This is a genomic window from Actinomadura xylanilytica, assembly GCF_030283145.1.
Classification (GTDB): Bacteria; Actinomycetota; Actinomycetes; order Streptosporangiales; family Streptosporangiaceae; genus Spirillospora; species Spirillospora xylanilytica.
Genome location: NZ_JASNWE010000002.1, coordinates 1 through 22,769 on the forward strand (window position 1 = coordinate 1; position 22,769 = coordinate 22,769).

The 22,769-nt window shown below is 71.7% G+C and carries 21 protein-coding genes, 1 tRNA gene and 1 riboswitch; of the genes, 6 read left to right on the forward strand and 16 right to left on the reverse strand.

Going from position 1 to position 22,769, the window contains the following annotated elements; all coding sequences use genetic code 11:
• Window positions 1-210 (forward strand): hypothetical protein (locus QP090_RS11070; protein ID WP_285938637.1); only part of this gene is annotated, 210 nt, incomplete at its 5' end.
• A gap of 335 nt (window positions 211-545) precedes the next feature.
• Here the strand turns inward: QP090_RS11070 and QP090_RS11075 are convergent.
• The 6 genes from QP090_RS11075 to thrC form a co-directional block, all read right to left on the reverse strand.
• The gene (locus QP090_RS11075; protein ID WP_285938638.1) at window positions 546-893 is read right to left on the reverse strand and encodes a hypothetical protein; all 348 of its coding nucleotides are present in this window, start codon (window positions 891-893) and stop codon (window positions 546-548) included.
• A 120-nt stretch (window positions 894-1,013) separates the two neighbouring features.
• On the reverse strand, window positions 1,014-1,604 hold the full coding sequence (locus QP090_RS11080) for a phospholipid scramblase-related protein (protein WP_285938639.1): 591 nt from the start codon (window positions 1,602-1,604) through the stop codon (window positions 1,014-1,016).
• A gap of 309 nt (window positions 1,605-1,913) precedes the next feature.
• A complete protein-coding gene (gene groL, locus QP090_RS11085; RefSeq protein WP_285938640.1) occupies window positions 1,914-3,542 on the reverse strand; it encodes a chaperonin GroEL in 1,629 nt (542 codons plus the stop codon).
• A 423-nt stretch (window positions 3,543-3,965) separates the two neighbouring features.
• On the reverse strand, window positions 3,966-4,166 hold the full coding sequence (locus QP090_RS11090; RefSeq protein WP_285938641.1) for a cold-shock protein: 201 nt from the start codon (window positions 4,164-4,166) through the stop codon (window positions 3,966-3,968).
• 373 nt (window positions 4,167-4,539) lie between these two features.
• Window positions 4,540-4,815, reverse strand: coding sequence for a MoaD/ThiS family protein (locus QP090_RS11095; protein ID WP_285938642.1), 276 nt, complete (start codon window positions 4,813-4,815; stop codon window positions 4,540-4,542).
• A 96-nt stretch (window positions 4,816-4,911) separates the two neighbouring features.
• The gene (gene thrC / locus QP090_RS11100; protein ID WP_285938643.1) at window positions 4,912-6,177 is read right to left on the reverse strand and encodes a threonine synthase; all 1,266 of its coding nucleotides are present in this window, start codon (window positions 6,175-6,177) and stop codon (window positions 4,912-4,914) included.
• A 13-nt stretch (window positions 6,178-6,190) separates the two neighbouring features.
• Window positions 6,191-6,332: riboswitch (SAM riboswitch) on the reverse strand.
• Window positions 6,333-6,564: 232 nt separating this feature from the next.
• Between thrC and QP090_RS11105 the strand changes: the two genes are divergently transcribed.
• Window positions 6,565-8,019: an alpha,alpha-trehalose-phosphate synthase (UDP-forming) gene (locus QP090_RS11105; RefSeq protein ID WP_285938644.1), complete on the forward strand. Its 1,455-nt coding sequence runs from the start codon at window positions 6,565-6,567 to the stop codon at window positions 8,017-8,019.
• Window positions 8,020-8,079: 60 nt separating this feature from the next.
• On the opposite strand, the gene QP090_RS11110 is transcribed toward QP090_RS11105, so the two are convergent.
• A complete protein-coding gene (locus tag QP090_RS11110; RefSeq protein WP_285938645.1) occupies window positions 8,080-9,123 on the reverse strand; it encodes a sulfotransferase family protein in 1,044 nt (347 codons plus the stop codon).
• A 258-nt stretch (window positions 9,124-9,381) separates the two neighbouring features.
• The gene (locus tag QP090_RS11115) at window positions 9,382-9,933 is read right to left on the reverse strand and encodes an RNA polymerase sigma factor (RefSeq protein WP_160820460.1); all 552 of its coding nucleotides are present in this window, start codon (window positions 9,931-9,933) and stop codon (window positions 9,382-9,384) included.
• 56 nt (window positions 9,934-9,989) lie between these two features.
• Between QP090_RS11115 and QP090_RS11120 the strand changes: the two genes are divergently transcribed.
• Complete coding sequence (locus QP090_RS11120; protein WP_285938646.1) at window positions 9,990-12,116, forward strand: serine/threonine-protein kinase; 2,127 nt, start codon at window positions 9,990-9,992, stop codon at window positions 12,114-12,116.
• Between the two features lie 192 nt (window positions 12,117-12,308).
• A complete protein-coding gene (locus tag QP090_RS11125; protein WP_285938647.1) occupies window positions 12,309-12,911 on the forward strand; it encodes a PadR family transcriptional regulator in 603 nt (200 codons plus the stop codon).
• A 131-nt stretch (window positions 12,912-13,042) separates the two neighbouring features.
• On the opposite strand, the gene QP090_RS11130 is transcribed toward QP090_RS11125, so the two are convergent.
• From QP090_RS11130 to QP090_RS11140, 3 genes are all read right to left on the reverse strand, one after another.
• A complete protein-coding gene (locus QP090_RS11130; protein WP_285938648.1) occupies window positions 13,043-13,951 on the reverse strand; it encodes a hypothetical protein in 909 nt (302 codons plus the stop codon).
• 196 nt (window positions 13,952-14,147) lie between these two features.
• Window positions 14,148-14,990, reverse strand: coding sequence for a trehalose-phosphatase (gene otsB, locus QP090_RS11135; RefSeq protein WP_285938649.1), 843 nt, complete (start codon window positions 14,988-14,990; stop codon window positions 14,148-14,150).
• A 19-nt stretch (window positions 14,991-15,009) separates the two neighbouring features.
• Window positions 15,010-15,288, reverse strand: coding sequence for a DUF3263 domain-containing protein (locus QP090_RS11140; RefSeq protein ID WP_285940061.1), 279 nt, complete (start codon window positions 15,286-15,288; stop codon window positions 15,010-15,012).
• 591 nt (window positions 15,289-15,879) lie between these two features.
• Here QP090_RS11140 and QP090_RS11145 point away from each other — a divergent pair.
• Window positions 15,880-16,524 carry a MarR family winged helix-turn-helix transcriptional regulator gene (locus QP090_RS11145; protein WP_285938650.1) on the forward strand — a complete coding sequence of 215 codons (645 nt, stop codon included), beginning with the start codon at window positions 15,880-15,882 and terminating at the stop codon, window positions 16,522-16,524.
• 72 nt (window positions 16,525-16,596) lie between these two features.
• Here QP090_RS11145 and QP090_RS11150 read toward each other — a convergent pair whose 3' ends face one another.
• The 4 genes from QP090_RS11150 to QP090_RS11165 all read right to left on the reverse strand — a co-directional run bounded on the left by QP090_RS11150 (window position 16,597) and on the right by QP090_RS11165 (window position 22,060).
• A complete protein-coding gene (locus QP090_RS11150) occupies window positions 16,597-16,911 on the reverse strand; it encodes an SHOCT domain-containing protein (RefSeq protein ID WP_285938651.1) in 315 nt (104 codons plus the stop codon).
• Window positions 16,912-17,020: 109 nt separating this feature from the next.
• Window positions 17,021-19,522 (reverse strand): S8 family peptidase, encoded by a 2,502-nt coding sequence (locus tag QP090_RS11155; RefSeq protein ID WP_285938652.1) that lies wholly within the window; start codon window positions 19,520-19,522, stop codon window positions 17,021-17,023.
• Between the two features lie 322 nt (window positions 19,523-19,844).
• Window positions 19,845-21,551, reverse strand: a complete 1,707-nt coding sequence (locus QP090_RS11160) for a solute symporter family protein (protein ID WP_285938653.1) — start codon at window positions 21,549-21,551, stop codon at window positions 19,845-19,847.
• Complete coding sequence (locus tag QP090_RS11165; RefSeq protein ID WP_285938654.1) at window positions 21,548-22,060, reverse strand: DUF485 domain-containing protein; 513 nt, start codon at window positions 22,058-22,060, stop codon at window positions 21,548-21,550. The genes QP090_RS11160 and QP090_RS11165 overlap by 4 nt, the downstream gene beginning before the upstream one ends.
• A 367-nt stretch (window positions 22,061-22,427) precedes the next feature.
• Here QP090_RS11165 and QP090_RS11170 point away from each other — a divergent pair.
• Window positions 22,428-22,501, forward strand: a tRNA-Thr gene (locus QP090_RS11170).
• On the opposite strand, the gene QP090_RS11175 is transcribed toward QP090_RS11170, so the two are convergent.
• Window positions 22,501-22,737, reverse strand: a complete 237-nt coding sequence (locus tag QP090_RS11175) for a hypothetical protein (RefSeq protein WP_349666485.1) — start codon at window positions 22,735-22,737, stop codon at window positions 22,501-22,503. The genes QP090_RS11170 and QP090_RS11175 overlap by 1 nt on opposite strands.
• Window positions 22,738-22,769 lie beyond the last annotated feature (32 nt).

The following is a 22,769-nucleotide window of genomic DNA, read 5'->3' on the forward strand; positions in this document are numbered from 1 at the left end:
ATCCCTGCCACCAACCCGAAGGACAGTGGCACGGGGTGGTCCAGCCAACTAATGACCGAACCGATTAAGGCACTGGCTTTTAACACGCTGTTGAGTTCTCAAGAAACGGACACCCACCGCGCTGGACTCGCTTTCGCGTTTCCCGCCCCGGGGCGACTCTTAAACTTTATCAGGTCCTTCCGGCTTGTCAATTCGGCCGGTCTTTCCTGATTCCGCCTTTCCGGTTCCGCTTTCGCGGCGCCTTCCGGGCGGTGGTGCTATTTCATCAGATCCGGCGCGATTGTCAAAATCGGCCCTTTCCGACCCACCACAGCACAGCAGGCACGGCAGAGCCGCGTCGGCTGTATCCTCAGTGGTTTCCCCGCAGGCCGGCCGCCTTTCGGCGTCCCGCTCCCTGTGGGGCGAAGAGAACAGTATGCCCGAGCGGGGTCGGCGTCAAACTGGTCGGTGCACCCGGGCGCGGCGCGCCGCCGGTTCCGGGTTGTTCGGGCGAACTGCGGGCCCGCTACCTCGGCTTTTACCGCGAAGTATCCGTTCTGGCGGGGTCAGGGCTTGGCCAGGTATCCGCCGAGGAACAGGATTCCCTCGGCCAGCACCAAGCCGAAGGCAGCGACCGTGAGCAGCGCGTCCAGGCGTTGCGGGCGGCTCCGCAGCCGGGGCGTCGACCACGCGGTCAGCACCGCCACCGCGGCCAGGAACGCGACGGGTGCGGAGAGCGCCACGGTGTTCTCGAAGTCGGCGGCGCACCCGGCGTCGCGCGCATCGGACTCGCCGCAGAACGCGGCCTCGCCCCAGCCCCCGTAGGCGGAGAACCCCCAGAGCGCGGCCAGTGCACCGTTCGCGATCGTGGGAACGGCCGGTGAGATCCACCAGCCGTTCGGACGTCCGGGCATGGCCTGCACGCTCGGAACGTACCTCGGGACCGTGCCGCCTTAAAGCCCCTTGCGCGTTGCGGTGGTGTCACTGGGGGGGCCGGAGCGAGACGAGGAGCGGGCCGCGCAGAGCCGGGCGGATCAGGTGATCTCTTTGGACTCGTGGAGGCTCAGGTCCATGACGATCGCCGTCATGACCGCCATCGTGCGCAGCGGTTCGGGTACGGGGTCGGCGATCTGCACGGCGTACTTGTCCGCGGTCGTCAGGAGGTGGGTGGCGACGCCGGCGAACTTCTTGCGCACGTGCGCGACGGCCTCGCCGGCCGTGTCGTTCACCGTGAAGTTGTTCCGGGCGAGGTCCACCCGCACCTCGCCGAGAGCGTTCCCCTTCGCGCCGAGGATCAGGTAGTGGCGGCCGATCCGCTCGGTGCGGAACGTGCCGACGAGCTCGTCCTCCGGGGTGCGGACCTCGGTGAGCGAGCGTCCGGTCTGCTTGTCCACGATCATCAGCGGGGTGCCCTCGGGGGTGGTCAGCAGCACCGCCCGGGCGTGCAGGTCGGACTTCCCGGGGAAGAGCGTCTGCAACCTCTCGGCACGGGTGTGGTCACCGGTCTCGGCGGCGACCGCGAGCAGCGTGCCGTCCCCGTCCATGACCTTGTACCGGGATTTGGCGAACGGCCCCCTGCGCGGCTGCTCGACTCTCAGCACCGGGGAGTTGAATGGTTCGCTCACGTGTCCTCCTGCCTGATCGGCCACGCTCACGGCCGCCTCTGATGTCCATTGGTCGCGCCGCCCCCTTCGTGGCGGTACGACGCTCAACCGGCGATCCTGCCAAGCTCTGCCGGGGAGCGGAAGGTTCCCTGCCATGCCGCGAGGCCGAAATCATCTGACGGCCGGGTGACACCCTCGCGCCGGAAGCGGAAGGTTCACGCCCCCGCGCCCTTCAGGGGCCGTGCGCGGCCGAGCGAGGCCGTGGGCACGACAAGAGGGGCGGCCCTGTACGGGACCGCCCCTCTGTGTCGTACGACGTTATGGACCTGCTCAGAAGTCCATGCCGCCGCCGTCCGGCATGCCGCCGGCCGGCGCGGGGTTCTTCTCGGGCTTCTCGGCGATGACGGCCTCGGTGGTGAGGAACAGCGCCGCGATCGACGACGCGTTCTGCAGCGCCGAGCGGGTCACCTTGGCCGGGTCGAGGATGCCCGCCTCGAACATGTTGACGTACTCGCCGGTCGCGGCGTTGAGGCCCTCACCCGGAGTCAGGTTGCGGACCTTCTCCACCACGACGCCGCCCTCGAGACCGGCGTTGACCGCGATCTGCTTGAGCGGCTCCTCCAGCGCCCGCTTGACGATGGTGGCACCGGTGGCCTCGTCGCCCGACAGCTCCAGCTTGTCGAACGCCTTGGTACCGGCCTGGAGCAGCGCCACGCCGCCGCCGGGGACGATGCCCTCTTCCACAGCCGCCTTGGCGTTGCGGACGGCGTCCTCGATGCGGTGCTTGCGCTCCTTGAGCTCCACCTCGGTCGCGGCGCCGGCCTTGATGACGGCCACGCCGCCGGCCAGCTTCGCGAGGCGCTCCTGGAGCTTCTCGCGGTCGTAGTCGGAGTCGGTGCTGTCGATCTCGGTACGGATCTGGTTGACCCGGCCCGCGATCTCGTTGGCGTCACCGGCGCCGTCGACGATCGTGGTCTCGTCCTTGGCGATGACGACCTTGCGGGCCCGGCCCAGCATGTCCAGGGTCGTGTTCTCCAGCTTCAGACCCACGTCCTCGCTGATGACCTGGCCGCCGGTCAGGGTCGCGATGTCGCCCAGCATCGCCTTGCGACGGTCGCCGAAGCCCGGCGCCTTCACCGCGACGGACTTGAAGATGCCGCGGATCTTGTTGACGACCAGGGTGGCCAGGGCCTCGCCCTCGACGTCCTCGGCGATGATCAGCAGCGGCTTGCCGGACTGCATGACCGACTCGAGGATCGGCAGCAGGTCCTTGTTCGCCGACACCTTGCCCTGGTTGATCAGGATGTAGGGGTCCTCCAGGACCGCTTCCATCCGCTCGGGGTCGGTGACGAAGTAGTGCGAGATGTAGCCCTTGTCGAAGCGCATCCCCTCGGTGAGCTCGAGCTCCAGACCGAAGGTCTGGCTCTCCTCGACCGTGATGACGCCTTCCTTGCCGACCTTGTCCATCGCTTCGGCGATCATCTCGCCGATCTGCGGGTCGCCCGCGGAGATGGAGGCCGTGGAGGCGATCTGCTCCTTGGTCTCCACGTCCTTGGCGAGCTTGGACAGCTCCTCGCTGACGCGCTCGACGGCCGACTCGATGCCGCGCTTGAGCGACATCGGGTTGGCGCCGGCCGCGACGTTGCGCAGACCCTCGCGCACGAGCGCCTGGGCCAGCACGGTCGCGGTGGTGGTGCCGTCACCCGCGACGTCGTCGGTCTTCTTCGCTACTTCCTTGACCAGCTCGGCGCCGATCTTCTCCCACGGGTCCTCGAGCTCGATCTCCTTGGCGATCGACACACCGTCGTTGGTGATCGTGGGGGCGCCCCACTTCTTCTCCAACACGACGTTGCGGCCCTTGGGCCCGAGGGTCACCTTTACGGCGTCTGCGAGCTGGTTCATGCCGCGCTCGAGACCGCGACGGGCCTCTTCGTCGAACGCGATCATCTTTGCAGCCATAGGCTCCAGTCCTCCCGGAACAAGGTGGCTAGAAGGATCGAGCCGACGCCCGCGACGGACGGCCCCTGCCGACGGCTGCCATTCCGCCGCCGAACTGAGGCCTCATCGCCTCGACCCAGACTGTGGGATTGTCACTCTCCACAGTAGAGTGCCAACCGTTTTTTAGCACTCTACATGCTCGAGTGCAAGCGCCGTACATCCTCACCCGACAGGGTGTCGTCCACCTGGCGATACTCGCTCTGACCAGGGGCGTTGTCACTCGAAGCCCGCTCAGGGGCCGCGCCCGCACTCCGCCGCGCGACGTGGCGCGACGCCGTCCTCCACTGTTCACGGAACGTTCGCGGACCGCTGAAAGGGCCGGAGGGGGCGGTTCGTGGGAGCCGGGCCCGGCCTAGGGAAGCCGGACCCGTTCACGGTCTCGGCTCAGACGGCCCGGACCGCGTCGGCCTGCGGGCCCCGGTCGCTCTGGGTGATCTCGAACTCGACCCGCTGCCCCTGGTCGAGGCTGCGGTACCCGTCCATCTGGATCGCGGAGTGGTGGACGAACACGTCCCGCCCACCGTCCACCGCGATGAAGCCGTAGCCCTTGTCCGCGTTGAACCATTTGACTGTGCCCTGCGCCATACCTGAACCTGCCGCTCGCCCGTGGCCCGTGGACCACGGTGGTGCCTTCGGGCCCCACCCCTTCTACCGCGGGGCCCGCCGACCACTTGCGCGTCTCCATGACCCTTCGGGAGAGGGCCGCGGCGGGGTCGACCCGGCGTGATCGGGGTCGACGATATTCAACTCCCGACGCGGGCGACAGTCCCTGGGAGGGAGGACCGGTCGGCCGGTAGCGGTCACCCTGAGCAGCCTGGACGCGAGGGAGGACCTCGGCCCCGAGGCGCCTCGGAACGCACTCCATGGACGACCTCGTACTCGCTCCATCCAGGACAAAGCCCCCTCCCCGCCGGCAACTCGTGCGGCGGGAAGGGGGCTGGGCCCGGATCGGTCCCGGTCAGCCGCCGGCGACCGCGGGGATGATCGAGATCTGCGCGCCCTCGGGGGTCGCGGTGTCCAGCCCCTCGGCGAACCGCACGTCCTCGTCGCCCACGTACACGTTCACGAACCGGCGGATCTTGCCGTTGTCGTCGAGGATGCGGGCGGAGATGCCGGAGTACCCGGCCTCCAGGTCGGCGACGACCGCGCGCAGCGTCGCGCCCTCGGCCTTCACCTCCGCCTGGCCGTCGGTGTAGGTCCGCAGGATCGTCGGGATCCGCACAGACACGCTCATGGGTGGCTCCTCACATGCTCTGGTCGTTCGGCGCTGGGAAAGGGGAACCGGGAATCGCGCCCTCGCGGGGCGGTCATCGCGGTCCGGCGGGACGGGTCAGACGAGACCGGCGGCGCGGAACGCCTCCAGGGTCGGCGCGATGTCGGCGGTCGGCGCGACCACCGGGGCGACCGCGTCGAGGGTCTTGAGCCCGTCCCCGGAGTTGATGATCACCGTCTCGGCGGCCGGGTCGAGCGCCCCGTTCTCGATCAGCTTGCGCAGGGACGCCACCGTGACGCCGCCCGCGGTCTCGCCGAAGATGCCCTCGGTCTCGGCCAGCAGCCGGATGCCCTCGACCACCTGCTCGTCGGTGACGTCCTCCACCGCGCCGCCCGTCCGGCGCGCGACGTCCAGGACGTACGGGCCGTCGGCCGGGTTCCCGATGGCCAGGGACTTGGCGATGGTGTCCGGCTTGACCGGCCGCACGACGTCGTGCCCCGCCTTGAACGCGGCGGCCACCGGGTCGCAGCCCGCCGCCTGCGCGCCGAAGACCTTGTAGGGACGGTCCTCGACCAGGCCAAGCTTGATCAGCTCCTGGAACGCCTTGTCGATCTTGGTGAGCTGGGAGCCGGACGCGACCGGGATCACGATCTGGTCGGGCAGCCGCCAGCCGAGCTGCTCGGCGATCTCGTACCCGAGCGTCTTGGAGCCCTCGGCGTAGTACGGCCGCACGTTGACGTTGACGAACGCCCAGTCCTCCTGCTCGCCGGCGATCTCGGAGGCGAGCCGGTTGACGTCGTCGTAGTTGCCGTCGACCGTGACGAACGTGCCGCCGTACACGGCCGTCGTGATGATCTTCTGGGACTCCAGGTTGGACGGCACGAACACCGCGCTGCGGATCCCCGCGCGCGCCGCCGCCGCCGCGACCGCGTTGGCCAGGTTGCCGGTGGACGGGCAGGCCAGCACCTTGAAGCCCAGCTCGCGCGCGGCGGCCAGCGCCACCGCGACCACCCGGTCCTTGAACGAGTGCGTCGGGTTGCCGCTGTCGTCCTTCACCCACAGCCGCTGCATGCCGAGCGACTCGGCCAGGTGGTCGGCGCGCACCAGCCGGGTCAGGCCGGGCTCGGTGTTGGGCGTGTCGGCGATGTTCTCCGGAACGGGCAGCAGCCCCCGGTAGCGCCAGATGTTGCGCGGCCCGGCCTCGATGTCGGCGCGGGTGATCCCGCCGAAGTCGTAGGCGATCTCCAGGGGCCCGAAACACTCTTCACAGGCGTAGTGCGGGCCGAGATCACGGGTGTGGCCGCATTCGCGGCAGACCAGCCCGGTCGCGGGGCCGAGGTTCGCGGCGGGCGTGCGTTGCGTGCCGGCAGGATCGAGTGCCATGAAGCGAGGCCTTTCCCCATCTTCCCTGCGCCACCTTGGTCGCAGGCCGGAGTTGGCACCATCTCCCGACAGGCCCCGCAGGATCGCGAGTGCACACATGCCGGGTGGTTGCCGGGGCTTCGCAGGGCCGGTCCCTCCACCCCTCTGGATGAGCGGTATTAAGTTAGACGGGCCCACCCGCGAACGGGTTCTTTCGGCTCGTATGGGTGACTTTACCTGACCTGACCGGATGCCAGACAGGTGGGTCCCACCGGTTGAGACGTTACCCGAGGGTGGTCTTGATCACGCGTTCCGCGGCCGGACGGGCCCGCCCGGAACGTGTGTCCAGAACGTCCCGATCCCTCGGGCCCCTTTGATGCGCCTCGGTCTCACTGAGACCCTGCCGGTATGAGCCAAGTGCTGGTGGCGTCCAACCGTGGCCCGGTGTCCTTCTCCCTATCCGACGATGGAGCGCTGACCATGCGGCGCGGCGGTGGCGGCCTGGTCTCCGGACTGGCCGCCGTGACCGGTTCTCCGGAGGGGCCCGGTACGGCCGAGGACGTGCTGTGGGTGTGCGCGGCGCTGAGCGACGGCGACCGTTCGGCCGCCCGCGCGGTCACGGACGGGCGGCTCGACCGGGCCGGGCACGACACCGGCGGCGCGGCCGTACGGATGCTCGACATCCCGGCCGCCACCTTCCAGCGCGCGTACAACGCGGTGGCCAATTCGACGCTGTGGTTCGTCCACCACCTGCTGTACGACACCCCGCGCAGCCCGCACTTCGACGCGCGCGCACGAAGGGACTGGCAGTCCTACGAGGCGTACAACGCGGCGTTCGCCGACGCGCTCGCGCGGGACGCGGCGCAGGGCGCCAAGGCCGCGGTCCAGGACTACCACCTGTCGCTCGCGCCGCGGATGCTCCGCGACCGCCGCCCCGATCTGAAGATCGTGCACTTCTCGCACACCCCCTGGGCCCCGCCGGAGTACTACCGGCTGCTGCCGGACGACATCGGCGAGCAGATCCTGGACGGGATCCTGGGGGCCGACCACGCCGGATTCCTCACCGAGCGGTGGGCGGCCGCGTTCCTCGACTGTTGCGAACACCTTCCGGGCACGAAGGTCGACCGGCTCGCCCAGACGGTCACGCGCGGGGGCCACGTCACCCGGATCGGCGTGCACGGTCTCGGCGTCGACGCGGACGCGCTACGGCGGCGTGCCGCGGAGGAGGACGTCGCCGCTCGCGTGCGGTCACTGCGCGAGCAGGTCGGCGGACGGCAGCTCATCGTCCGCGTGGACCGGACCGAGCTCTCCAAGAACATCGTGCGGGGGCTCGCCGCCTACCGCGAGATGCTCGTCAACCATCCCGAGTGGCGCGGCCGGGTGGTGCACCTGGCGTTCGCGTATCCCTCGCGCTACGACCTGCCGGAGTACCGCGCCTATACGGCGGCGGTGCAGCAGGCCGCCGAGCAGATCATCGACGAGTTCGGCACGCCGGACTGGGACCCGCTGATCCTTCAGGTGAACGACGACTATCCGCGTTCGCTCGCCGCCTACCGGATCGCCGACGTGCTGCTGGTCAACCCGATCCGGGACGGCATGAACCTGATCGCCAAGGAGGGCCCCGTGCTGTCGGACCGGGGCTGCGCCCTGGTGCTGTCGCGCGAGGCGGGCGCGGCGGCCGAGCTCGCCGAGGACGCGCTGATGGTCAACCCGTACGACGTGTCGCAGACCGCCGAGGCCCTGCACCGGGCGCTCCTCATGCCCCCCGGCACGCGAGAGGAGCGCTGCCGCCGCCTGGCGGTCGCCGCGACCGCGCTCCCCCCGCAGCAGTGGTTCGCCGACCAGCTCGCCGCACTGGACTGACCAGGCCCGCCGCCCCGCCCTCGACAATCCGGGCGGCCGTCCGGCCCGGGGCGGATTCGGTCAGCTCGATGCGGACGGGAGGGCCCGGGTAGAGGCAGGAGGGTCCAGGTGGAGGCGGCACTCGACGGGACCCGGTTCGCGGCGGCGTTGCAGGCGATCGCGGATCTCGGCCTTGCGCCGTGCCAGCCGGCGATGCGTGACGGTCGTGGTGAACCGGGTGAACTGGGCGGCGGACGGACGGGGCGCGCCGCTCGGCTCGTACCCGTAGTCGGTGAGACGGCCGCCGAACGCCGCCTCGGCCAGGCCGAGTTCCCAGGGCTCCAGACGGTCCGTCCAGGAGCCGACGCGTCCGGCGGTGACCGCGTCGTGAGTGAGCTTGTGCCACTTCTTCCGCGTCGGGACGGTGCGCTGGGCAAGGGCCTGCGGTTCGGTCATCGCCGGGTCGAACTCCTCACCGAGGAACGCGCAGAGGCCGGTCAGTTCCTTGGCGGGGTCGGCGACGAGCCGTTCGTACTGCACTTCGTAGTAGGCGCCGGGGCCCAGCCGCGCCGCGTTCCGCCTGCCCGCGTCGATCGCCTCGCGCCAGTAGGACACGGCGTGGTGCACGTCGTGCTTGAACCAGGGCATCTCCTTGAGGGACGCGACGCAGTCACGTCCGTCCCGGATGAGATGCACGAACTGCGCCTGAGGGAACAGCCGCAGCAGCGGAACGACGTGCTGGGAGTAGCTGGGCCGCTTGTCTCCCCAGCGCGGCTTGCCGGTCTTCCGCGCGTACGCCCGGAAGACGATGCCGAGCGCGGAGCCCAGGGTGGGCGGCCCGGCGACGATCTCGTCGACCACCTCGGCGGCGTCGAGGCCGAGCTCGCGGAACTTGGTCGCCTTGCGGCCGGTGATCCACTCCGCCAGCGCCCGTCTGTTGTCGGTGTCCTGGAGGTCACCGAAGTCGCACCTGGCCGTATAGGCCGGGAGCAGGAAGCGCGTCTCGGCGGGGACCGCGATCCGGCGATGCGAGTGCAGCATCAACTGGAGCAGGGTCGTGCCCGAGCGCGGGCAGCCGATGACGAAGAACGGCCGGTTGGAGTCCGCGGGCAGACCTGGCGACATGTCCGGATACTGGCCACCGCCCCCGCCGCCCAACCCCGGCCCGGCCGCACTCTTGCCCAGCCGTTACCGAGCTTTGACGGCCCCTGACCTGCGCGTTCGCCCGATGCACGGCGAGCGTCCGCAGATCGCACCCGGCACCGGGCAGCGGTGGGCGGGCGCCGGGCAGCGGGCACCGGCGGGCGGCGCCGCGGATGAGTGCCCGCAGGCGAGTGCCCGCGGGCGGGGCCGGCCACCAACGGGTGGCCGGCCGCCGTCCGGTCAGGTGTAGGACTCCCCCAGGGTCTGGCGCACCTGCTTGCGCGCCTCGTGGATCCGCGACTTGACGGTGCCGAGCGGCAGCTTGAGCTGCTCGGCGATCTCCGCGTACTCCAGCTGGGAGACGTCGCGCAGCACCAGGGCCTGGATCAGGTCGGGCTTGCGCGCCTCCAGGTCCTCCATCGCGTCCAGGATGTCGACCCGGGAACCCGCGATGACGCTCGTCCGGCGCGGGTCGGGGCGCTGCTGTGGGAGCTCGCCCGCCTGCTCGACCGACCGCCGCTTGAGCGACCGGTAGGTGGACCGCGCCGAGTTGGAGACCACGACATGCAGCCAGGTGCTGAACCTGGACCGCCCCTCGAAGCGGTGAATGTTCCGCGCGACCTGCAACAACGCGTCCTGGCACGCCTCCTCGGCATCCTGCCGGCAGGGCAGGAACCGGGAGCTGTGCCGCAACACGTCCGGCTCGATCTTGCGGAGCAGTTCGTTGAGGGCAGCCTGATCCCCCTGAGCGGCCTTGACGGCCAGCTCCTCGGTCCTTTCATCGAATGCCATCGCCGCGCCTCTTGCTCGTCCGCACACACACCCCGTTTGTTGGGCATGATACGGGAGTGTCCTTTCCACCAACTGTCGGCCGTTACCGAATCGATCGCGTCCTGGGTTCCGGGGCGTTCGCGTCTGTGTGGCTCGGGCACGACGACGCCCTCGACTCCCAAGTCGCGATCAAGGTGCTGTCCGGGAGCCTCCTCGACGACCTCGACGTGCGCAATCGCTTCCTCGAGGAGGCCCGCATCCTGCGCCGGGCCGACTCCGCGAGGCTGGTGCGGGTCCACGATATCGGCGAGCTGCCGGACGGCCGCCCGTATTTCGTGATGTCGTACGCCGACCGCGGCACGCTCGCGGACCGGATGAACGAACGGCCACTTCCGGTCAATACCGCACTGGCCCTCGCCGAGGAGATCGCGCACGGCGTCGAGGTGATCAACACCCTCGGGGTGATCCACCGCGATCTCAAGCCGTCCAACGTGCTGTTCCAGTCCGCGCCGGACGGCGGCGAGCGGCTCCTCATCGCCGACCTCGGCCTCGCCAAGGCCCTCGCGCACGCCTCCGGCGCGTTCACGCTGCCGGTCGGCACGCCCGGATACATGTCGCCCGAGCAGGCGCGCTTCGGCGGCGGGCTCGACGTCCGCGCCGACGTGTACGGGCTGGGCGCGCTGAGCTATCACATGCTCACCGGCCGCGCCCCTGGCCCGGTCCCGGTCAGGACCCCGCCCAGCGAGCTGCGCGACGATCTGCCGCCCGCGCTCGACCAGGTGATCCTCCGGGCGCTGGAGGTGGAGCGCGAGCGGCGCTGGCCGACCGCCTCGGCGTTCGCCGAGGCCCTCGCCGCCCTGCGGCCCGACACCCCGCCCGCCCCCGCTCCCGCACCTGATCCGATGTCCGCCCCCGCTCCGTACAACCCGGTGTCCGGGTCCGACCCGGACGCGACCGTGATGGACAGGCCCCAGCCGGGCCCCGCCTCGGCCCCGCCGTCGCACACGGCCCAGGGCCCGCCGTCGCACGGCCCACCGCCGCCGCTGCCGGCGCCGCCGTCCGGTCCCGGTCCCGGGTCGTCGGAGTTCCCGACCCAGCTGGACGAGCCCGTCCCGGGGAACGACCGCACTTCGGAGATGCACACCCCTCCCGCGCAGCAGCCCTCCGACAGCGGGGAATCGACGATCATCGACCAGCCCAGCCCGGCCCATTACCCGGGTGCGCACGACGCCACCGAGCCCGGCGGAGACCAGACGGTCGGGTTGCCGACGCCCCCGCCGCCGCCTCCGGGCGGAGGCCGGGAGCCGGTCGACAACAAGACGGCGGTCTTCCCACTGCCCCCGTCCCAGCAACCACAGCAGCCCCAAGCCCCGCAGCCGCAGCCGCAGCCGCCGCTCGGAGGGAACGGCCCCGGCGCGACCGGGCCCGGTGGTCCGGGTGGACCGGCAGGGCCCGGCGTTGGGCAGCCGCCGTATCCGGCGCACCAGAGTCCGCCGCCCACCGGCTTCCAGCCCCCTCCGCCCGGACCTGGCGGAGGGGCCGCGGCCCGGTCCGGAGGCCCGGGAGGGCAGGGCGGCGGGGAGAAGCCGAAGAAGTTCCTGACGCCGCTGATCATCACCGCGGTGGTGCTGGCGGTCGCCCTGGCCGGCGGGCTCGCGCTCGGCACGCTGTTCTCCAAGGACGACGGCGGTGGGGGCGGGGGGGAGAAGCTGCCCGCCGTCCCGGCCGACTTCGCACCCGTCTCCGACCAGGCGGGCAAGATCAAGGTGTCGGCGCCCAAGGCGTGGCCGGCTCAGCAGGCGCAGACCTGGAAGCCCTCCTCCGTGGGGCTGAAGGCCGACCCGACCATCCGGCCGGTGCTGCGTGCGACGCCGAGCGTCCCCGGTTTCCTCGGCGACGGGAAGAGCCCCGGCGTTTTCATCGGCATGACCACCGATCTGACCGCCGGGCAGCTCCCCCCACCCTTGGCCGCCAAGCACAGGGGCTGCACGCCGGCGACTCCGGAGAACTACACCTCCCCCGACAAGGCCCTGTCCGGCACGATCACCCGCTACACCGGCTGCACCAGGGGCACCCCCTCGGTCACCGAGGTCGGGCTGAAGGACAAGACCGGGAAGTTCGGCGCCTGGGTCCGGGTCAAGGAGACCGACGACCGGAACCTGACCAAGGCCATCCTCAACACCCTCAAGCTCACCGCTCCCTGACCCACCCCTCCCGTCCGTCCACGCAGGGGGGGTGGTGTCCCCCACGTGGACGGACGGATCAGCCGCGCCCCACCGTCTCCTTTAATTCATCGTTCGGTGAAATCCAGGTCGATGCCATCAAGAGTTGCATCGCGACCGTCTTCCGATATATCGTTAATGCATCGCAACCGATCACTAGACAAGGAGACTGCGATGCGCGACCACCCTCACCCGAGGCGCGGAGGATTCCGCGCCCCCGAGGAACGACAGCGGCGCGGCGACCCGTTCGGGCCCTGGGGATCCGGTCCCGGCTTCGGCCCGGGCCGTCCCGGAGAGCGCGGCGGGCACGGACGCGGCGGACGCGGCCGGCGCACCCGGCGCGGCAACGTGCGGGCCGCCCTGCTGGCGCTGCTCGCCGAACGTCCGATGCACGGCTACGAGATGATCCGGGAGCTCGACAACCGCACCGGCGGCGTCTGGCGGCCCAGCCCCGGCTCGGTCTACCCGACGCTCCAGATGCTGGAGGACGAGGGCCGGGTCAGCAGCGAGGAGCAGGGCGGCAAGCGGCTGTTCGCGCTCACCGACAGCGGACGCGAGGAGACCGACGCCCAGACCACCGCCCCCTGGGACGAGGTCACCGAGGCCGCCGGCGAGAACGTCCTGCGCGGACGCGAGGCGGTCGGCCAGCTCATGGGCGCGCTGCACCAGGTCATGGCCGTCGGCAGCGAGACGCAGAAGGCGCGCGCTCTGGACGTCGTCAACGACGCCCGCCGCCGCCTGTACGGGATCCTCGCCGATGACCCCGAGGCGGAGTGACCCACCCCGGCGGACGCCCGCACTCCGGGCGTCCGCCGACCCCGCCGGTACGCGGTGACCGGTATGCGGTGACCGGTATGCGGGCGATCATGACGGCGGTCGTCATCGACGGCCGGCGCGCGAAGCTCCCGTCAGCGCGGGAAGGGAGCCTCCTTGGCCAGATGGTCGGCCATGTAGAGCTGCTTCCACACGTACAGGTGCAGGTCACGTCGGGCGACCTGCTTGTCGACCGGCACCGCGACGGTGGCCCGCACCAGGTACGAGGCGCCCGGCGGCATGAACTTGTCGCCGCCGTCCCCCGAGACCAGGGCCGCACCCGCCAGCCTGCGCACCACGTCGCTCTTGATGGGCGGCGTGCACATGTCCTCGGGCACGCCCGCCTGGGGCATGCACCTCCCGCGCGCACGCGCGGACACGAGGCTTCGCTTGAGGAACACGTCCCCCGGGAAGTCGAGCAGGACCTGCCGGTCCGACGGGTTGCTCAGCACGTACTCGACATAGGCGCCCGCCGCTCCTGACGACTGCGCCGACGACTGCGGGGCCGTGACGCCGCCGCCCGTCCCGCCGGTCACCGCCTCGATCCGGTACTTGGAGCCGTCGGCCGTCCCGACGACCACGGGCTTCCCCCTGCGGGGCAGCGGTGCGCCCGCCGCCCGGCCGGCCGGGGCGCCCGTCTGCGCGCTGACCGGCGCGCCCCCGGCGTTGTCGTCCCCCGACGCGGGGAGCAGGAGCAGCCCGCCCGCGACCGCCGCGGCGAGGCCGAGGACCCCGGCGGCGATCAGCCCGTTGCGGCGCCCCGCGCGCTCGCGCTCGCGGCGTTCGCGGTTGCGCGAGCTGCGGGACCCCAGCCGCACCTCGACGCCGCTGGTCTCCCGCACGCCTATCGGCCCGGTCGTCGTGGACGGGGACGGGGCCGCGCCCGTCCCGTACGGCGCTCCGGACCGATCCGGCGGCCGGTCGAACGGCCCGGTCCCGGGTCCCCCGGTCCCGTGTCCCCCGTACTCGTCGGGCCTGCGTGGGATGTCTGGCTCTCTCTCCACCGTGAACGCTCCCCGTTCTCAGTACCCGGTCCCCCGCGAAGCACCGAGTCGCCACATTCCCCACATTTTGGCGCAATTGACTGTCAAGTCCACACATGACCCCGGAGTCTCTCCGAAACCCACAATCCCCGCGTCCCCGTTTGTCACCCGCGAGAGTGGCGCGACGCCGCGCGGAGACCCGCGGGCCGGGGCGGGGTCAGGCCGGCGGGTCGAGGAGGGTGCCGAGGAACGCCACCACCCCGGCCGGGCCGTCGACGATCACGTCGGCGCGGTCGGCGAGCGCGGTCACCTCGGCGGACCCGCTGCACACCTTCACGCCCGGTACGCCCCGCGCGCGGAACCCGTCGACGGCGTCGTAGGCCGCCAGATCGCCCAGATCGTCGCCGGCGAACAGCACCGCGCCCGGAAGACCGGCAGGGGCGCCGGGGGCGGCGCGGCGGGCGTCGACGAAGGAGCGCAGAGCCATGCCCTTGTCCATCCCGGGCGGACGCAGTTCCAGCACCAGCCGTCCGGGCTCCACGGCGAGCCCGGTGCGCTCGGCGAGCGCGGCGAGGAGCCCGCGCAGCCGTTCGAGCGCCACCTCGGGTTCGGCGCAGCGGCGGGTGTGGACCGCGAGCGCCTGCCCCTTGTCCTCGACGAAGACCTCGGGGGGCGCCCCGGCGGCCTCCAGCACACCGGGCAGCTTGGCCCGCGCCTCCGCGACGCCCGGAGGCGGCTCGGGGACGGTCAGCACGCCCGACTCCCAGCGTTCGAGCCCGTACTGCCCGAGGACGACGAGCCCGTCGATGCCGGCGAAGCCCCCGTACTCCACCGCCAAGGCGGCGGGCCGGCCGGTGACGATCACCAGCGCGCCGACCAGCGGGACCAGCCGGGCCAGCGCCGCCGCCGCCGCGGGATGGGCACGGGCCGCGGCCGGATCGTCGACGATCGGCGCCAGCGTGCCGTCGAAGTCGAAGCCGAGCACGGCCGCGGCGGGGTCGGCGCGGATCGCGTCCAGGCCGTCGGTACCGGCGGCCGTCACACTTCGGGGAGAGTTCACACCGGCAATGGTGGCCGGTTCAGGGCCGGAGGCCGAGTCGGCGCGCGGCACGCTGCCGCTGCCGCTGCGTGCGCATCCGGCGGAGGCGCTTGACCAGCATCGGGTCGTGCGCGAGCGCCTCGGGCCGGTCGATCAGGAGGGTGAGGAGCTGGTAGTACCGCGTCGCCGACATGTCGAACAGTTCGCGGATCGCCTGCTCCTTGGCCCCGGCGTACTTCCACCACTGCCGCTCGAAGGCGAGGATCTGGCGGTCACGCTCGGACAGGAGGCCGGAGGGGAAGGCGCCATCGTCTTCCAGGTCCCCGTCCGGGCCTTCCTTCGGCCCCTCGTTCAGACCCTCGCTCGGGCCCTCGCTCGGGCCTTCGTTCACCGGTTGGAGCGCTGAGCCATCGTCCATGCTTCCGTCCTGTTGGGGGCCGGCACCGGGGGCGTTCGCCTCGCGCATGAGGTCCCCTCTGTGGTTACTAGTCCCGGGTCGTCCGGGTTCGGCCGGTGCCATGCTACGCGTCCCCACCGACAAGTTCCGGTGGTTCCGGCGGAACGACAGACCCCTCGCCGGACCGGGCCGCAAACCGCGCTCCGGTGCACCACGACCGCGCCGACCTGCGGACCATCACACACTGTCACAGCACTCGACCGGAGCCCCCGGCCGCACATCCGCCGCTCGCGTCACGCTCCGGACCACCGGGGCGACGTCGTCCCGGCCGTCCCACCCAGTGCGCCTGGACGGGTTCGGAACGGCGCGTCCGGGGTGCCGGATCACCCCAGGTGGGGCACCCTGGAAGGGAGTCGGAACCAAAACACATGCATGCTACATGCGTTAAAGTGTGTACATTGCAACATACCGTCCGGTATCCGAGATGACCGGCAGCGAACGGGAGACCTGTGCATGGTGACGGAGACCTCCTCCACGGAACGGCCCCCGGGAACCGACCCCGCCCCGCGCGCGGCGTCCGACACGTCCGGACGGTCCGGCAGGTCCGTGGAGCCCGGTGACCTCTCCGACCCGTTGATCAACGACATCGCCGTCGCGCTCTTCCACGTCCGGCGGGTGTGGGGCAAGCCCGACCTGATGAAGCGGATCCGCGCGCAGACCTCCAGCGGTCCCGGCGGGCAGCCGCTCCAGGTCTCCAACCTCATGGTGGTGCACGCCGTCGCCGCGCTGACCGTCGCCTGCGCGGCGGAGGCCGCCGGCGAGGTCACCGTCGGCGCCGTCGCCGAGCGGCTGGAGATCGACCCCTCGACCGCCAGCCGCCTCGTCGGGCACGCGATCGACGCCGGGCTGATCTCACGCCGTCCCTCCCCGAACGACGCCCGCCGCGCCAACCTCGGGCTGACCGACGCCGGACGGCGGGTCAAGCGGGTCGCCGAGCGGTACCGCCGCGCCTACATCGCCGAGCTCATGTCGGGCTGGACCACCGAGGAGCGCGCCGACTTCGCCCGCCTCTTCACCCGCTTCGCGGACGCCGCCGCCCAGGCCCCCATGGAACTGGACGGCGTCGACAAGATCTTCGAAGAGGCCGAGGCCGACTGACCGGCCGCGCGGCGGCCCGCGCGGGCCGCCGCGCGGACCGGCCCGGACGGACGGGCCGTGGGCCGACGCGCGTCAGCCGCCGTGCCGCAGCCCCGACATGCGCATGTGGTACTCGTCCTCGTCGATCTCTCCACGGGCGAAGCGCTCGGCGAGGATGGTCAGCGCGCTGCTCATCGGGTCCGTCGCCGACGCGGCCCCGGCGGTCGCCGCGCCGCCCGGCCCGTTCGTCCTCCGGCGCACCAGATAGAACCCGAGCCCGATCACGGCCAGCCAGAACAGCCCGAACGTGATGGGGAAGACCGGCCAGAAGGCGGGCGCGTCCCCGCCGTCGTGCCAGCCCGGGTGAGCCTGTGCGGCCTGCACCACTGATGTCGTCATCATGGTCATCGACCTCCTGGTTGCGGATGAGTCAATGCTCGGCGACGGGTCCGGGGGCCGTCATCGTACGGCCGGAGGCTCCCGCGCTACGCCGGACGGAGTAGCGGACGCGACGCGATCACCACCAGGGCGGACGGAAGTCGTCGTCCTCAGACGGGCGCGGACGCCTGGTCACGTGCCCCAGAGCGTCGTCCTGCAACGGATCGGCCGGGGGGAGCGCGCCACGGGACGGTCTCCCACCGACACCTCCCGGAGGCGCGCCCAGCGGCGGAGACGCCGGAAGGGCGCCCGTGGGCCGCTCATCCGCAGGAGGGAGGACCGGCGGGGGCCGGCGGTCATCGGGCGGCTCCTGCGGCGGTGGCGGCGCGGTCGGGAGGCCGGACGTGTCGCCGTTCTCCTGTTGGCCCGATTCCTCCAGAGCGCTCCGCCGGAACCTCTCCCACTCTTCGTCATCGAACGCGCCGCCGTCCTCAAGCGCGTTCCCGTTGAGGCCGCCGCTCCCGTTCAGCCCGTTGAGGCCGCCGCTCCCATCGAACGCGCCGTGCCCGTTGAGGCCGCCACTGCCGTTGAGCGCGCCGTTGCCGTTGAGGCCGCCGCTCCCCTCGGGCACGCCGTTTCCATAGGACGCGTCGCCTTGGCCGAACGGGCCGCTCCCATTGAGCGCGTTGAGCGCGCCACCGCCGTTGAGCGCGCCACCGCCGTTGAGCGTGCCGCTGCTGTGCTCGGAGGCGCGGTCGGCGATCGGAGTGCCCGGGGAGTCGGTCGAGTCGCTCGTCGCGAGGAGGCCGTCCACGCCCAAGGGGTCGTTCGTGTCGAGCGGGCTGAGCGGCTGGCGCGACTCACGGCCGTTGACGCGGTCGTCACGGTTGAACCAGGTGTTGTCGGCTGGACCCGCACCGTCAGGCTCGCTGCCGTTCACCTGGTCGGCGAGGCCGGTGTCCTCCGGTGCGCGGTGTGCCCCGACACCGTCGCCGGAGGCGTCCTCGCGGCCGTAGGGGGACGGGGAGGCATAGTGCTTCCCGTTCGGGAACTCCCCGGCTCCCAGCGGACCGCCAACGCCGTTGAGCTCAGGCGCGGACGTCTCGTCCGGACTGGCGGGCGGGGCCGCGTGCCGTGCGGGAGGCGGAGGGTCTGTGGGAAAGGACCCTCCGGAGGACGCGTCGGTGCTCTGCCAGAGGGGCGCGTTCACCGGTGACATGGCCGCGATCGACTCGCGCGGCCTGGGCGGCAGGGCGCCGTACTCCGGGAGAGCGGCTTCGGGCTCGGGCTCGTCCTCCTCATCGGGCCGCCGCCGCTGGAGCCAGCCGAGGAGCAGGCCGATCGCCACCAGCACGCCGCCGCCCGCGAGGACCGCGATCAGCAGCAGGTGGGAGTCGTCCTCGGAGGCCGGGGCGGACGCGGGGGCCGGAGTCGCCTTCTTCGCGACGGCGCCGGGCCCGTGCGCCACCTTGTTGATCTTGTTCGCGGCGGTCACGGCGCGGACCGCGTCGAGCGGTCCGGTGCAGGTGTCGGAGCCGGTCGGCCGGCGGCGGGCAGGTGAGCCCTGGACGAGCGCCTGCCGGACCTCGTCGGGCGTCAGCTCGGTGTAGCGGGACCGGATCAGCGCGACGACCCCCGCGACCATCGCGGACGCGGGACTGGTGCCCGTACCGACGACGTAGCCGTTGCTGGCGTCGGCGCTGACGACCTCCACGCCGGGCGCGCACACCGCGACGTAGGGCCGCCGGTTGCTGTCCTTCCAGAGCCGCATCCGGCGGTCGAGGGCGCCGACGGCGATGACCCCGGGATAGGCGGCGGGGAAGTTCTTGCGGTTGGCGCCCGAACCGTCGTTGCCCGCCGACGCGATCAGCACCACGCCCTTGCTCAGCGCGTACTTGATCGCGGCGGCCTCGGTCGAGCTGCCGTCGTAGAACTGCTTCCCGCCGCCGAGCGACATGTTGATGACGGTCGCGCCGTGGTCGACGGCGTACCGGATGCCCTGCGCGACCGCGTCCCGGTTGCGTCCGACCTGGCCGCCGTTCTGCCGCAGCGGGTCGTCGTTCTCCCACGTCACCCGGATCGACAGGACGCGGCTTTGCGGCGCCACCCCGATGACGCCGCGCTGGAGGCCGGGGCCGTTGCCGTGGCCGGCGATGATGCTCGCCATGGAGGTGCCGTGCAGGCCCCAGTACCGTCCGCCGGGACGCCGGGTCCCGCCGGTGAGGTCCGGGCCGGTGATGACGCGCCCGGAAAGGTCGGGGTGGCGCTTGTCGACCCCGGTGTCGAGGACCGCGACCGTCACCCCGGAGCCCTTGGACCACTTCCAGGCGCGGGGGACGCGCATCGCGTCGAGATGCCACTCGCGGGCGCGGATCTGGTCGGTCGGCGCCGCCAGCAGCGCTCCGGCCGCCGCGCCCCGCACGGCGCGCTCCCTCGGCGGCGGCCCGTCCGGGACCATCGCGGCGGGCACCGCGACGGCGGCGGTCAGGGTGAGCGCGGTGAGCGCCGCGGCGACGCGCGAGGCGGAGCGGGACGGCCTGCGGACGCCGAACCGGGACGCCGGGGACGGGGACGGCACCTGGGCGCCGAAGCCGGCCGGCGTACGGGCAGGCCGCGAACGGCCTCGGCCGGCATGGGACACGCCGCCGCACCTCCTCCCGGCAGTCGGCCGTGGTCGGTCCGGGCCGCTCCCCCGCCGGCGTGCCGCCCACGGAGAACGCGAGCAGCCCGTCCGTCCCGGCGGACCCTCCGGGCCCGGCTCCTCGACCCGCCCCACCCAACCCGTGGGGCGCGGCCAACATTGTGCCACGCGATCCCGCCACGGCTCGGTCACTCGTCCCATTCGGGGACGGGATGGGACAGCGCGCCCGCCCGCGCGCGTCCGGGCGGAACCCGCGCGCGTCCGGGCGGAACACCGACGGGTCCCCTCTCCGGCCCGGAGAGGGGACCCGCACGGACACCGCTCAGTGGGAGCCGACCCCCGTCAGCGAACGGACCTTCAGGTCGTCGTACCGGCTGTCGCCGGCGTCCGCCCGTCCGACCAGGGCGCCGATGACGGCGCAGAGGAAGCCGATCGGGATCGACACGATCCCGGGGTTCTCCAGGGGGAACAGGTGGAAGTCGACGCCCCGCGGGAACAGCGACAGGCTCGCGCCGGTGACCGGGTCGACCTTGCCGGACACCACCGGCGACAGGACGACCAGCACCAGCGAGCTGATCAGCCCGCCGTAGATGCCGGAGACGATCCCCGCGCTGTTGAACCGCTTCCAGAACAGGGTCAGCACGATCGCCGGCAGGTTGGCCGCCGCCGCCATCGCGAACGCCAGCGCGACCAGGAACGCCACGTTGAGGTTCTTGGTGATCACCGCGAGCACGATCGCGAGGGTGCCGACGAGGAACGTCGAGAAGCGGGCCACTCCCATCTCCTGCGACTCCCGCGACCGGCCGAACATCAGCACCTGGCCGAAGTAGTCGTGCGCCAGCGAGGTGGAGGACGCCAGCACCAGCCCGGACACGACCGCGAGGATCGTGGCGAACGCGACGGCGGCGATGAAGGCCAGCAGGATGTCGCCGCCGAACTGCCCGCCGACGTGCTCGCCGAGGGACTGCGCGAGCTGCGGCGCCGCGGTGTTGCCCGCCGGGTCCTGGGCGACGATCGCGTCCCGTCCGACCAGGGCGGCGGCGCCGAAGCCGAGCGCGAGCGTCATCAGGTAGAACACCCCGACCAGCCCGATCGCCCAGGACACCGACTTACGGGCGGCCCGCGCGTCGGGCACGGTGTAGAACCGGGTGACGATGTGCGGCAGGCCCGCGGTGCCGAGCACCAGCGCGAGCGCCAGGCTGACGAAGTCGAGCTTGTTGACCATCGTCTGGTACGGGTCGCCGGCGACCTCCCGCCCGTAGTGCAGGCCGGGTTCGAGGAACTCCCGGCCCTTGCCGCTGGCGTCGGCCGCGGCACCGAGCATGGAGCTGACGTTGAACCCGAAGCGGGCCAGCACCAGCACGGTCAGCACCAGCGCGCCGGCCATCAGCAGCACGGCCTTGATGATCTGCACCCAGGTGGTGGCCTTCATCCCGCCGAACATCACATAGAAGATCATCAGGGTGCCCACCACGATGATCGTCACGACCTGCGCGGTACCCGCCGACATCCCAAGGAACGCCTGCCCGCGGTGGATGCCGAGCAGCAGTGAGACCAGCGCGCCCGCCCCGACCATCTGCGCCAGCAGGTAGAACACCGAGACGGTGACGGTGGAGATGACGGCGGCCGTGCGGACCGGCGCCTGCTCCCGGACCCGGTGCGCCAGCACGTCGGCCATCGTGAACCGGCCCGCGTTGCGCATCAGCTCCACCAGCAGCAGCGTGAGCAGCCACGCCACCAGGAAGCCGATGGAGTAGAGGAATCCGTCGTACCCGGACAGCGCGATGATGCCGGCGATGCCGAGGAACGACGCCGCCGACATGTAGTCGCCGGCGAGCGCGATCCCGTTCTGCGGGCCGGAGAACATCCGGCCGCCGGCGTAGAAGTCGTCGGCGCTCTTGGTGTTGGCCCGCGCCCAGACGGTGATGCCGAGCGTGATCAGGATGAACGCGATGAACAACCCGAACGTGAGGATCCGTCCGTCCGGGCTGCCGTGCCCCTTTCCCAGGGCGGTGACGACCGCGCTCATCCGAGCCCGCCCAGGTCCGGCCGGACCCCGGCGCCCGGCCAGGAGTCGCGCCGCTCGGCCGCCGCCCCCGGCCCCTGCTCCGGCGCCTGCCCGTGGACGGGCCACCGCTGCGTGTCGAGATCGCCCGCCGTCCGCGGCACCGGCGCGGCGCCGCCCGCGGCCACGGCCCGGAGCTCGGCCGCCAGCGGATCGAGGGTCTGGCGCGCGAACGCGGCGTAGGCCCAAGCCAGCAGGAACGTCGAGACGATCTGGAGCACCCCCAGCAGGATCGCCACGTTGACGTTCCCGGCCACCGGCCGGGCCATGAACCCCCGAGCAAACGCAGAAAGACCTACATATAGGAAATACCACCCCAGAAATGAGGTGGCGATCGCCAGAGCAAGCCGATGCGACTTCTTCTTGAGCAGCTGGAATCTCTCATCGCGCGCGAGAGGCGCATAATGTCCGGGAGGAACCCTTTTCCCCCGATCGGTCCCCTGACGCGGCGATGGCTTCGAGTCCCAGACCATAGGGCCCTCCCCTGACTCGCCGTAACTCTGTGTAGTGATTACACTCCACTATGAGATCAAAGAACCCTGCCCGGCCGTGGCCACTTGGCGAGAATGCATGAAATTCCGTGCCGCCGGACAGTACGAAAAGGCACTGATTTCCCGGCCATTACGACACCTCCCGATTATCGAATATCCGCGCCGATGCACCGCGTCCCGGCCGATTCCGCCGAAACATCGGCGAACGACGCCCACCGCCGCCTGATGTCCGGTTCCACGGGCCCCATCCCCGACGACCCCCAGGCCGCCTCCCCTGCCCCCCGGTCACCGTCACCACCGACCCGCCGCACGGCGGTAAAGTGATGCCCATCGGCACCCAGTGCCGCAGGCCCCTGTAGCTCAGTTGGCCAGAGCAGCCGCCTTGTAAGCGGCAGGTCGCCGGTTCGAATCCGGCCGGGGGCTCAGGACGATCGCGGCCATCTGCTTCTCGTCGAGTAGGTGGCGGCGGTATCCCAGACCTCGTCGTTCACCGCGTCGGGACGGTCGGCCGGCCGCGTGGCGGCCTCGGCCAGCGCGAGCGCCGCCCGCTCCTCGTCGGTGAAGTACGGGGCCTCCCGCCAGGCGGCGGGCTGGACCGTGGGCATCCTCGTCGAGCGGATGGCGGAGGGCGGCACCGAGTTCGACACCGCGTTCGCCATGCCCGTGGGTGAATGGTGCGAGCCGGGCGGGC